The sequence below is a fragment of the Nocardioides sp. B129/18 genome (assembly GCF_055282735.1).
In genome coordinates, this window is record NZ_JBUZJI010000045.1 from 1 (window position 1) to 11,917 (window position 11,917).

At 70.6% G+C, this 11,917-nt stretch carries 11 protein-coding genes; all 11 read right to left on the reverse strand.

The annotated features are described in order from the left end of the window. Positions 1 to 118: 118 nt before the first annotated feature. Entirely contained in the window at positions 119 to 637 is a 519-nt protein-coding gene (locus ACZDWJ_RS19240; RefSeq protein ID WP_463523722.1) for a hypothetical protein, read from the reverse strand. Next, on the reverse strand, positions 634 to 2,883 hold the full coding sequence (locus tag ACZDWJ_RS19245; protein ID WP_463523724.1) for a hypothetical protein: 2,250 nt from the start codon (positions 2,881 to 2,883) through the stop codon (positions 634 to 636). Before ACZDWJ_RS19245 ends, ACZDWJ_RS19240 begins: the two co-directional genes overlap by 4 nt. Further along, positions 2,876 to 4,330, reverse strand: a complete 1,455-nt coding sequence (locus ACZDWJ_RS19250; RefSeq protein ID WP_463523726.1) for a hypothetical protein — start codon at positions 4,328 to 4,330, stop codon at positions 2,876 to 2,878. The genes ACZDWJ_RS19245 and ACZDWJ_RS19250 overlap by 8 nt, the downstream gene beginning before the upstream one ends. A gap of 185 nt (positions 4,331 to 4,515) precedes the next feature. After that, positions 4,516 to 5,850: a site-specific integrase gene (locus ACZDWJ_RS19255; protein ID WP_463523728.1), complete on the reverse strand. Its 1,335-nt coding sequence runs from the start codon at positions 5,848 to 5,850 to the stop codon at positions 4,516 to 4,518. A 128-nt stretch (positions 5,851 to 5,978) separates the two neighbouring features. Next, complete coding sequence (locus ACZDWJ_RS19260; protein ID WP_463523730.1) at positions 5,979 to 6,836, reverse strand: flagellar hook-basal body complex protein; 858 nt, start codon at positions 6,834 to 6,836, stop codon at positions 5,979 to 5,981. Between the two features lie 46 nt (positions 6,837 to 6,882). Further along, a complete protein-coding gene (locus ACZDWJ_RS19265) occupies positions 6,883 to 7,320 on the reverse strand; it encodes a flagellar hook assembly protein FlgD (RefSeq protein WP_463523732.1) in 438 nt (145 codons plus the stop codon). A gap of 10 nt (positions 7,321 to 7,330) precedes the next feature. Further along, positions 7,331 to 8,707, reverse strand: a complete 1,377-nt coding sequence (locus ACZDWJ_RS19270; protein ID WP_463523734.1) for a flagellar hook-length control protein FliK — start codon at positions 8,705 to 8,707, stop codon at positions 7,331 to 7,333. Then, complete coding sequence (locus ACZDWJ_RS19275) at positions 8,704 to 9,720, reverse strand: transglycosylase SLT domain-containing protein (RefSeq protein WP_463523736.1); 1,017 nt, start codon at positions 9,718 to 9,720, stop codon at positions 8,704 to 8,706. Before ACZDWJ_RS19275 ends, ACZDWJ_RS19270 begins: the two co-directional genes overlap by 4 nt. Beyond that, a complete protein-coding gene (locus ACZDWJ_RS19280) occupies positions 9,717 to 10,169 on the reverse strand; it encodes a flagellar FliJ family protein (protein WP_463523738.1) in 453 nt (150 codons plus the stop codon). The genes ACZDWJ_RS19275 and ACZDWJ_RS19280 overlap by 4 nt, the downstream gene beginning before the upstream one ends. Beyond that, the gene (locus tag ACZDWJ_RS19285; protein ID WP_463523740.1) at positions 10,166 to 11,491 is read right to left on the reverse strand and encodes a FliI/YscN family ATPase; all 1,326 of its coding nucleotides are present in this window, start codon (positions 11,489 to 11,491) and stop codon (positions 10,166 to 10,168) included. The genes ACZDWJ_RS19280 and ACZDWJ_RS19285 overlap by 4 nt, the downstream gene beginning before the upstream one ends. After that, on the reverse strand, positions 11,488 to 11,917 hold a 430-nt coding region (locus ACZDWJ_RS19290; RefSeq protein WP_463523742.1), incomplete at its 5' end, for a FliH/SctL family protein. The genes ACZDWJ_RS19290 and ACZDWJ_RS19285, both read right to left, overlap by 4 nt.

The following is an 11,917-nucleotide window of genomic DNA, read 5'->3' on the forward strand; positions in this document are numbered from 1 at the left end:
CAACCGCCACCCAGGCGGCCTAACCCAACCTGTCACCTGATCGTGCAGCAGTCCCGATCGCTGACGCTGGTAGGTGCCTCTCGGTCGCCGTTCGCCGGTGGGATGGCGCGGCCCCCGCTCATGAATCCTGCTCTTCGGTGGGGTGGTCTGATTCACCGTTCCGCAACGGGCGAACGTGGTCGAGGGATCTAGGGCCTGGTGTCAGATTGAGAACGGGGGCGAGGTCAGGTCCATCGCCGACATTTCGGCTGAGCTCGGCGTGCATCGCGAGGGTGTAGAGACGAAGGTTCGAGTGACGGTCACGTAGGTCGACAAGCTCACGCCGTAGATTGCCGATGGTGTTGTTCCGCTCGGTGACCTGTTGCTGGAGGTGAACGGTCTTGTCGTGGTCCGAGGCGTCGACCGTCATGTCAGAGAGGATCGCGGGGATCCTGTCGATAAGCGCCGTCAAGAGAGTCGGGTAGTTGTTCTGGGAGGCGCCGTAGGAGTACCGGCCGACCCTCGCCATGCCAGCGCGGGTGGGAGTGCTTCCTTGCATCGCCATGACGACTGCGCCGACGAGGGCTTTGAGTGGGACGCCGGGTGAGTCGTCGGTGAGAGCCTCTTCAAGGGCCGAGGCCAGTTGGCGGTTGTTCATTGGCGGTCCTCTGGGTCGGTTCGTAGGCTTGGTACGGGGAGGTCTTCCAGGACGAGCTGGCGGAGGTCGGCGTCGCTCCATGACGCGAACTCGTCGGCCAAGCCGGGAGCGTCCTTTGTGATCTTCCTCAGGGCGCGTGCTCGGAGGTCGTCGTGGCCGATGAACGATCGCCGGCGCAACTCCAAGCGGGCGCGATGGACCTTCAGCATTCCCGAGTTCTTGCAGGCGTAGGGGCGGCAGAGGAGCCATTCGGCCTCTTCGTCGCTCCCGCAGAGCCCGCCCGGGCCCGGGGCGCAGACGGTGAGCTCGCCGATCAGGAGCTTGCCGCGGGTGGACGAGGCGAGGCGATTGGCCTCCTTGGTCGTCAGAGCACCGTTCTTGACTCGGGTCAATCCGGATTCGGCCAATCTCTGCCTGATCCGCTCTGCTCCGTTGCCGGCCAGTGATTCCGATCCGTCCTCGAGGTTCAGGCTGACGTCGAGGAGTGTGCGGACCTGTGCCAGGCCGATGGCCTCCTGGGCTGAGTCGGGGTCAGCGATGTACACGGATCGAGGCAGGTGCCCCAAGTAGCCCTCGGCCACGGTGCGGTTTGACCACTGGGCCTGGCGAGCCGCGAGGGCGTCACCCCACGGTCGGCTGGCGTAGGCCTCGATGCCGGTGATGCGCAAGACGCGGTGTGACAGCCATTCGGGGAGTGCCGGCAGTGGCTTGACCAGCCCACGCGCGGCGAGGTGGTCGGACGATCGTTGCAGCCAGGTCAACCATCCGAGGCGCAACTGCAGGCTTTCGCCGGCCTTCGTGCGGGTTCGTCCTCGGCCGAGTCCGGGATGCATGAGGACGGGCTTGTGGGTGGTCGGGTGCATCTGACTCGGCAATCCGAGGAGCCTGTGAAGGCGTTGGATGGTCTCTACAGCTCGAGCGACGTCCTTTCCCACGACCCACGAGGTGCTGACCGGAACGTCGCGTTGTTTGACCAGGTAGCCGTTCATCAGGGTCACCGGGACGTCGGGATGTCCGTCCCGGCTTGCAGGGATGGTGTCGTGACGGAGGCAGTCGAGCGGGAGGGCCGCAAGTTCGCGGTCTCTGACAGTGGTCAGGATCGTGATCACGGCGGTGCAGGCGTAAGCCAAGGTGATGGACCAGTGATCGAGACCGAGACTGAACTTGGTCGGCGGAAGGTGATCAATCCACGGCTTGCGCGTCCCGTCCAGAGCCGTGACTTGGCTGATCGGACTACCGAAGATTCCGGTGAAGATGTCGGGTTGCTGAGCGAGTCCGCGGCTTGCCACGAGTTCTTCCAGTTGGCCTCGAGCGGGCTGAATCGGGTTTCTCAGAGCGAGGTTGTCGGCGCCAGCAAGCCTTACGAAGTGGGACCACGCCGCTCCAGGAAGCTTCGTCCCATGATTCGCAGGCTGAGCAGGGAAGGGATGTCCGGTTCGCTCCCAGGCGGTGAGGAGGGCGCTGACCGCGGCCACTTGGTCTTCTCTGGAAAGTCCGGTTCGATCGGGAATCTGATGAAGGATCTCGAGACGCCGAAGGATGTCATCGGCGCAGTTGTCGATGATCCACAGCGACAGCCCCAGGATCGGACCGACCAGTTCAGCGTCAGGTCGCTCCGCGTTGAGCAGCCGCTGTGGGACGGCGAAGACCTTCTCGACCGTCTTGCCACCCATGGGCGCGCCGCCGAAGAGATCCTCACCGAGTCTCAGCACCGCTCGGTAGGACCAGACGCTGTGCAGAGGTCGGGCGTAACCTGCGAGCGCCGATGCGGATGCGTTCGGATGGGTCTGGCGCATCCGGGCGACGAAGTCGTTCCAGTCGGCAGGTCCCAATCTCCGGAGCGGAACCTGATTGAGCACGTCGAAGGATGCGCCAAGGGCATGAACGTAGGCCGCTGCGCTCGGAGGCTTGATGGCTTTCTGGCTGGCTGCCGCGGCTGCCATCGCTGCCGTGGTATCGAGTCCAGAACGGGGGTCGGCAGCGACGTAGGGCGCCAGTCGCATGAGCGTCCAGGCCTTGACAGGCCGGCGCCAGTTCCCAGGTACCTGGGTGAAGTCGAGCTGGCGGGTCAGTTGGTTGACGAACGGGTAGCCCTCGAGGTCCCATCGATCCTCGTCGAAGTACACGGGAGCCTTGACGTTGCCCCAGTCGCGGACGACGGTGCGAAGATCCGTAGCGGGATAGACGTCGAGTTTCGCGTGCTCCCGGTGCAGCGCGGCGACGCGATGTGCGTTTGCCTCAGTCACGAGATCGGGTTTCTCGCATCGCGCAAGCGACGAGCGCGCGGGCGTTGTCGATGGTCGTCCGGGGGACCTGCGCGACCGCTGCCTGCGGGAACTGGGCGAGGGCCTGCTTCGCGAGATGGTGGAGAGCAGGAGCCTCGCCCTCGAGCCACTCCGTGGGGCTCGTGTCGCGGACGTCCTCGGCGAGCTCGACGGCTGCCAGGAGTCCGGGAATGACCTCCGGAGTTCGGTAGCCATTAGGACATACGAAGCAAGACAAGGGTCCGAGCCCGCAGTCGAGCTTCGGGTTGGTGGGCGACTTCCCGTTGCTTCCGCAGACCGCAACGCCGACGTCCATGGTCGTGAGGGATCCAAGCTTCTCGGAAGCCTCTGGGTCGTCCACGGTCATCTCGGCGCGCCAGAAGGTGGTGACGTCCGTCTGGGTCTGCACGATGCCAGGAATGAGGATGGCGTCGGGCAGAGCATCGGCGAGGTAGAGGCGGCGGGTGCTGCGGCTCTGGCCGATGATCGTCGTGCCGTGAGTGGCGCCACGAAGCAGGGCGCTCTTGCGGAGGCGGCGAAAGCTGATAGACGACGGCCGCGTGATCTTCGGGTCGGGCCAGTGGTGTGTGGTCGAAAGCCACCAACTCTGGACGGTCTGCCAATTGGCGACGTCTTCATCGTCCGTCGCCACGAAGAGCAGTCGGTCAAAGTCGGCTCCCGTGCTGCGACATGCTCGCTCCACTCGGGTAGCTGCTGTCACGAACTCGATGAGACCGCCGAAGGAGAAGATGCTTCCTGCATCGGCTGGCGTGCGAAGGACCGTCTGATTGCGCGCTTTCACGCTCCCGACGAAGGCGGTGGTCGCGCTGCTGCGCTCGACTGAGTCTGCGGTCATCGATTGGATCACCGCTAGGTTGGCGCCGACGTCACTCGCGAGGCCTGCGAGTGCCATCGCTGCACCTAGCTCTGATCGTGACACTTTGAACTGTGGGGGACAGCTCGGGCCGCTGTGCAGGCGGGCTGCGGGGATCCACAACCAGTCCTTGGGTAGTCCGCCCAAGGCTTGCTCGACCGCCGCGCGATGCTTTCGGTACCACTCGAAGACGTACCGCTTGGCAACGGTCTCGATCGCTGCCGCGACCTCTGGTGGGTAGCCCCTGACCGCGTGGCTGTCGACCGGTAGTGTTCGTGCGAGGAGATACGCACTGAACTCAGACCCGTCGGAGCGGATTGCTGGGAAGGCGTCAGCGAGGAATCGTCGGGCGAGCCGGCGTGCGGCTCCGCTCGATGCTGATTTGTCGATACCCTCCCAGGCCACGGCTGGCGTGAGATCGCGCGAAGTCAGGTCTGTAATGTCGTACTCGTTGGCCAGAACACGCAGGAACGCGCGGATCCTGGTCCTCGCTGCTTTTACGGTCAGAGCGGATGTCCAGGTGCCGCCGTTGACATAGAGGTTGGATGCCAGCACTTCGAGAAGGCGAGGTCCGCTCGGTCCTCTGAACGGTCCGATGACGGTCTGCCTCGTCGAGCCTTGCGTAGTCAAGACCATCTGGTGCTGAGGCGTGACGGCGGCGCTTGTGATGAAGTACGTGGGGACGCCGGCGTCGTCGGCGGTGCGCCGGCGTGATACGCCTCGATCCGACCGGGTGGCCATCAGGCGCGTCCGAGGAAGTCGTCGAGGCCGTAGGTCAGAGACATGAGGCCGAGCTGCTGGACGTAGAGATCAGTGACCCCGGGGCGGAGGTGGCCAAGAGAGGCGCTGGCCATCCGGACAGCGCTGAGTGGGTCGATGCGCCCGTGATCGCCGCTGAGGCCCCGCTCGCCGTATCGAACTCCGAGCATGAAGATCGCTGCCAGGTGGGTGGCGTAGGTGTGGCGGAGGTCGTGGGTGTGGACGTGGGGGAACCACTCGCCTCGTGCCGTTGCGTTGGCTTCGGCGATCCGGGAGACGTCGCCGGTGACCTCTTGGAAGGCTCCCTGACTCATGGGGCCACCTCGCATCGACAGCAGTAGAATCGCGGGCTTGCCGTCTGGTGTGACGAGTCGGCGCCTGTCGGCCGCGGTGAGGTCGTTGAAGGCGAGGCGTCGGCCGGCGACATCTGTGATCCCGCGGAATCCTCCGGGGCGGTCGTGGACCTTCGCGACCTGGATCGGGTTGCGTGGGTGCCAGCCGCGAAGGGTGAGTGCACGCGCTCCGTTGAGGTAGTTCCAGACTGGCTGGAGGTGGGTGGCGAGGGCGGGTGCTCGAACTTCGCGACGGCCTTTGACGATGGAACCGGGGAGTCGCATCTCGACGATCTGTCCGGGTTCGGTGTACTCGGGCAGCTCCCAGATGGTGAGGTTGGCGAGAGTGGTGGCTCGCGCGCCGCAGGCCAGTCCGAGGCCGATGAGGGCGGAGTCACGGGGGCCGAGTGCGCTGGAGACCTCGCCAGCGCCGGGTCCGATGCGCCAGGCCGCGTTGAAGAGCTCCGGGATCTGGGGTGGCGTTAACGGTGTTCCGGCGGTGGCAGCCTTGGGAATGCCGCGGCCCTCGGTCATCGACTCCCGAGGGCCCTGGGGCGTGAGAACCGTGGTGAGCGTAAAGGGAAGCTCAACCCCGTGGGTCCTGCGCAGCCAGAGGTAGAAGTTCTTGATGACCGTTCTATCGCGGCTGAAGGTCGTGCCGGCGACCCGGGTGTCGTGGTTCACGGTTCGGGCGTCGACGAACTCGATGAGGTGGCGTCGTGTGGCTCCTCGCAGGCTGGTGTTCCGCTCGAGAAGGAAGTTGATCCACACTCGCAAGCTCTCTGCGTAACCCTCGGCAGTCTGGGTTCGTGCAGTTCGCTCCCAGACCTCGGCCAGCCATGCTGTGGCGTCCCTCTCGACGCGCCCGTCGACAGCGATGATCGGAGAGAGCGCAGGCTCGAGCGGAAGCGGTGGGAAGCCGAGCTCGTCCTCGACGAGCTCGGCGTCCCATGCCCCGCCTCGGAGTACCTGGGTTCTGCTCAAGGATCTCGACCCGCCTTCGACGCTTCGCGCAGTCGTCGGCTACGCCTGCTACATCGAGAGACAATCCGAGATCCGGGCTTCTGTCTAGTGCCGTCTCTTGGGGTGAGACAAGACAGAATTCCGGTCCTTCAGCGCTTGATGTTGACGAGGTCCTCGAGCACCTGGTCGGAGGTGGTGATGACGCGCGAGGAGGCCTGGAACCCGCGCTGGGCCAGGATCAGGTTGGTGAACTCGGCGGCGAGGTCGACGTTCGACATCTCCAGGGCGCCGGCGGTCACCTTGCCGCGGGTGCCCTGGGCGGCGATGCCGAGCTGGGCGGGGCCGGAGTTGGCGGACTCGCGGAACGAGGTCTGGCCGACCCGCTCGAGGCCCATCGGGTTGTTGAAGTCGGCGATGGCCAGCTGGGCCATGTCGCGCTGCTGGCCGTCGGAGAAGACGCCGCGCAGGATGCCGTCGCTGCCGATCGTGTACGAGGTGAGCGAGACGCCGGCGGGCACGGCCGGCAGCACGTTGGTCATGTCGGTCTTGGAGACGTCGATGAGGCCGCCGGTGGGCGCGCCGGAGGCGTCGAGGGCGTAGCCCTGCACGCGGGCGCCGGTGGGGGTGACCAGGGTGCCGGTCTCGTCGAAGGTGAAGGCGCCGGCGCGGGTGTAGAGCTGCTCGTTGCCCATCTTGGTGACGAACATGCCGTCGCCCTCGAGCATGAGGTCGGTGCTGCGACCGGTGGTCTGGGTGGAGCCCTGGTTGAAGTTGCCCATGATGCCGGCGACCTGGACGCCGAGGCCGACCTGGATCGGGTTGGTGCCGCCGCGGGTGGCGTTGCCGGCGGACGCGCCGGTGAGCATCTGGCTGAGGGTGTCGCTGAAGACGGTGGTGCTCGACTTGAAGCCGATGGTGTTGGCGTTGGCGATGTTGTTGCCGGTGACGTCGAGCGCGGTCTGGTTGGTGCGCAGGCCGGAGATGCCGGCGAAGAGCGAGCGGAGCATGGTGATGCCTCTCGGGACGGTGGTGCTTGAGGGATGGTGGGATGGATCAGGCGGTCGGGGCGTCGGCGGCCTTGCCGACCGTGACGACGTTCGCGACGGGGACGGACGTGCCGCCCACGTCGAGCACCGGACCGGTGGCCTCGAACGTGACGCCCGAGCACGCGCCCGAGCCCTTCGTGCCGTCGGCGAGCTGGTAGCTCACCTGCTGGCCGACCAGGCTGCTGGCGCCGAAGGCCATCTGCGCGCCGAGGAGCATCTCGGTGCGGTCCGCGACGGCCTGCATCTTCTCCAGCGACGTGAACTGCGCCGACTGGGCGAGGAACTGCGAGGTGTCGGCCGGGTTCGACGGGTCCTGGTACTTCAGCTGGGCGACAAGGAGCTGCATGAACATGTCCTTGTCCTTGTTGGTCGTCGTCGCGGGAGCCGAGACGAGCGACGAGAGGCCGCCGGCAGCGCCGACGCCCTCGGTGGCCGAGATCGACACGGCCGCCTCCTCACACGCTCACGTCGAGGCCGGGCCGCGACGTGAGCCGATCCCCGGGCGAGGGCGCGAGCGCCGTCTCCCGGATGCCATCCCTGGCGAACGGGGCCGCGGGCGTCCCTGCCCACGGTCCTTGCTGCCGGCTCTCGGCGCCCCGGTGGGGCTGGCCGGAGCCGGAGTCGGTGGTGCCGGGGCCTGCGCCCTGGCCGGTGAGCGCGGCGTCCCGCGCGTCGGTGGTGGCCGCGACCGGGGCGGCCGCGGTGGCGAGCTCGCGGACGAGCACGCGGGCCTCGACGCCGGGCTGGCCCTCGAGGAGACGCCGCAGCTCGGGGGCCGCCGCGACCAGCGCGTCGTGCGCCTGGTCGTGGGCCGCGAGCCGGACGCGGACGGAGTCGCCGCGCACGGCGAGGACGATGCGGACCTCGCCGAGCGTGCCCGGGTCCAGGCGCAGCGTCATCCGGTGGCTGCCGCCGCCGGTGCTGACCAGGCGCGTCACCTCGGCCACGACCTTGCCGTGCACCTGGCCGGTGACGGCGTCGGCGACGGGGGTGGCGTGCGGGGCGGCGTGGCCGACGAGCGCTGCGGGCGCGGTCTGGATCGGCTGCCCGGCCTGGGGCGCGGTCACGGTGGTGACGGCGGTCGGCTCGGCGGTCGGCTCGGCGGTCGGGGCGGTGGCCGGGGCGGCGGTCGTGGCTGGCGTGGTGGCCGTGACGGCCGCCTCCGCCTGCGGGGCGGGCGCCGTGGTGGTGCCGAGGTCGACGGGGCGCTCGACGTGGCCGAGCTGGCGGCCCGGGTGCGCGCTCCAGCCGAGGTGCAGGCCGGGACGGGCGTCGTCGATCCGCACCGCGCCGCGCTCGCCGCGCGGGGTGGGCTCGTCAGTGGCCGCCGTGGTCCCGGTGGTGGTGGGGGTGGTCTCGGCGGTCGCGGTGGCCGACGCCTTCGCCGGGGCGCCGGGAGCGATCGGGGTCGCGGACGGCACCGCTGCCGTGGGCAGGCCGGACTGCGCCAGGGCCAGGGTGGCGGCCAGGGCGAGGGCGGCGGGGTCGCCGACCGGCGCCGGGGCGGGGTCGGTCTGCTCGGTGGATCCGGTCTGCTCGGTGGCCTCGTCAGCAGGCGCGGCGGGCTGGTCGGCCGTCTCGGGTGCCACGGCCGCTGCCGGAGCGGTAGTCGGAGCGCTCGTCGGGGCGGTCGCCGGCTCGGGGGCCGCGGTGATGTCGGGAGTGCCGGCCGGAGCGGCGACCGGGGCGGCGGTGGTGCCGAGCAGGCCCGCGACGAGCGCGGCGAAGCCGGCCGCGGCCGAGGCGTCGGCGCCCGCGGCGGCAGCGCCGAACGCGCCGGGGCCCTCCGTGGTGGGCACGGCGGCGGGCACGGAGCACGGGATCACGGTCATGCGGCCCTCACCATCGACAGGATCGAACGGACGTAGTTCTTCGTCTCCGGATACGGCGGGACGCCGTCATACCTGAGGACTGCGCCCGGACCGGCGTTGTATCCGGCCAGCGCGAGGTCGACGCGACCGCCGAACCGGTCGAGCAGGTCGCGCATCAGGCGGGCGGCGCCGTCGACGGCCTGGGCGGGGTCGAAGGAGTCCGAGACGCCGAGTCCGCGGGCGGTGGCCGGCATCAGCTGCATGAGGCCGCGGGCCCCGGCGGGGCTGACGGCGCGGGAGTCGAAGCCGGACTCCTGGCGGGCCATCGCGGCCAGCAGCCGCGGGGAGACGCCGTGGGCGGCGCCGGCGCGGTTGAACAGGTCGGCGTACGGGACGCCGGAGACCGCACCCGCGGCCGAGGTGGTCGTGCGGGCGCTGACGCCGCCGGCGCCGGAGACGCCCGAGACCCCGGAGACCCCCGAGACCCCGCCGTCGACGACGCGGCGGATCGCGGTCGGCTTCTCGTAGACGTCGGTGACGCGCACGTCGAGGCCCGGACGGGGCGCCTCGATCATCTTCCCGTCACCGGCGTAGATCGCGATGTGGTGCACCGGCGAGCCGAAGGCCAGGAGGTCGCCGGGACGCGCCTGGTCCAGCGAGGGCACGGCGGTGCCGACCTTCGCCTGGTCGCGGGAGACGCGCGGCAGGTCGATGCCGAGGTCGGCGTAGGCGCGCTGCACCAGGCCCGAGCAGTCCAGGCCCTTCTGCGGATCGGTGCCGCCCCACACGTAGGGGACGCCGAGGTACTTGCGGGCCGAGGCGACGATCGCGTCGCCCGTCGCTGCCGAGCCGCTCGAGCCGCCCGTGGCGGACCCGGCGGCGGTGGTGGCGTCGGCACCGCCCGCGGAGGTGGCGGCGGCGCTGGCGAGCTGGGCGGCGAAGGCGCTGGCGCCGGTGGTGGCGCCGGCGGGGGCGAGGGCGGCCAGCTGGCTCTGGATCGCGGCGATCCGGGCGGTGACCTCGGAGACGCTCATGCGCTCTCCTGCTGGCCCTGCTGACGCAGCCAGAGCCGGCCGGCGACGTCGTCGAGCTCGCGGGCCTCGTCGCGGGCGCGCTCGGCGGCGCGCTCGGCGGCACGGCGCTCCAGCAGTCCCTCGACGGCGCCGAGGCGGGCCTTGTCGGAGCTCCAGTGGGCGTGCGCCTCCTGGGCGACGACCGCGGCGGCGACGACGTCGGCGCGGGCCTCGATGATCCGGTCGCGCAGGGCGAGCAGCGAGAGGCGCAGCGCGGCGAAGGACTGCAGGTCGCCGCTGGCGTCGGCGCCGTGGGCGCGCAGGGACGCCTCGAGGGCGGCGAGGGCGTGCTCGCGCTCGCGCAGGTCGCGCAGGGCGCGCTGCAGACCGAGGCGGCTGTCCTGCTCGCGGACGCCGCGCACGCGGGCGACGGCGCGCAGCCCGGGGTCGTGGGCCTGGCCGCGGCTCACGGGGCCACCAGCCCGGCGAGGAGCTCCCAGGTCTGCGCGGTCGGCGTCTGGTCCTCCATGTCCTGACGCAGGAACGCGTCGATGCGCGGCATCCGGGCCAGGGCGGCGTCGGCGTCGGGGTCGGTGCCGGCGACGTACGCGCCGATCTCGACCAGCTCCTTGACCGAGCGGTGCGCGGCGAGCATGCGACGCAGGGTGACGGCGTCGGTGCGCTGCTCGCGGGTGGTCACGGCGCCGGTGACGCGGCTGATCGACTCCAGCACGTCGATGCTGGGGAAGTGGCCGGCGGTCGCGAGACGACGGGTGAGCACGATGTGGCCGTCGAGGATCGAGCGGGCGGTGTCGCCGATCGGGTCCTGCAGGTCGTCGCCCTCGACGAGCACCGTGTAGAGCCCGGTGATCGAGCCGGACGGCGAGGTGCCGGCGCGCTCGAGCAGGCGCGGCATGAGGGTGAACACCGACGGCGGGTAGCCGCGGGTGGCGGGCGGCTCGCCGGCGGAGAGGCCGATCTCGCGCTGGGCCATCGAGACGCGGGTGAGGGAGTCCATCATCAGCACGACGTGACGGCCGGCGTCGCGGAACCACTCGGCGATGCGGGTGGCGACGAACGCGGCGCGCAGCCGCTCGACGGGCGGGGCGTCGGAGGTGGCGACGACGACGACCGAGCGGGCCAGGCCCTCGGGGCCGAGGTCGCTCTCGACGAACTCGCGGACCTCGCGGCCGCGCTCGCCGATGAGGGCGATGACGGAGATCTCGGCGTCGGTGCCGCGGGCGATCATCGAGAGCAGGCTGGACTTGCCGACGCCGGAGCCGGCCATGATGCCCAGGCGCTGGCCGCGGCCGCAGGGCACCAGCGAGTCCAGGGCGCGCACGCCGAGGCCGAGCTGGGTGTCGATGCGCGGACGTGAGAGCGCCTCGGGGGCGGTGGCGTCGACGTCGACCTCGTCGAGGCCGAGGAGGTCGAGCGCCGGACCGCCGTCGACCGGACGGCCCAGGCCGTCGAGCACGCGGCCGCGCAGGGCCTCGCCGACGCGGATGCGCAGCGGGCCGCCGGTGTGGCGGACGGGGTCGCCGGCCTGGAGGCCGGTGGTGCGACCCAGGGGCAGGGCGATGAGGCCGGAGGTGCTGCTGGCGGCCACCTCGGCGAGCACGGGCCCGTGCGGCGAGGCGATCTCGAGCAGGTCGCCGACGGCGGCGCGCAGCCCGACGACGCGCAGGTGCAGGCCGACGAGCTCCTCGACGCGGCCCAGGCGCAGGGGCGCGGCGGCGGAGAGCGCCTGCTCGCGGACGCCCGCGAGGGCGGCGGCGCCGACCGGGCTCACGCGAGGGCCTCGCGGACGCGCTCGAGCGCGGCGCCGATGCGCAGGTCGACGACGGCCTCGGTGCTCTCGACGACCGCGTCGGCGCGGTCGAGGCTCGGGTCGGCGACGACGCTCACCCCGTGGTCGGCGAGGTCGCCGACGGCGGGGGAGGAGACCACCGACGGGTGCACCCGCAGGGTCACCGGGACGCCGGTGGGCAGCACGACGAGCGCGCGGCGCACGACGTCGACGCCGGTGTCGGTGCAGGTGCGCACCTCGTGGCCGACGAGCTCGGTGGTGAGCTCGCGGGCCAGGCGCACGGCCTGGTCCTCCAGCTCGCCGGCCAGGCGCGCGGAGGTCTGCTGGAGCGCGGCGGCCGCGCGGGTCAGCGCGGCGAGGGCGGCGGCGTGCTCGGCCTCGCGACGCTCCTCGGCGGCCGCGTGCGCC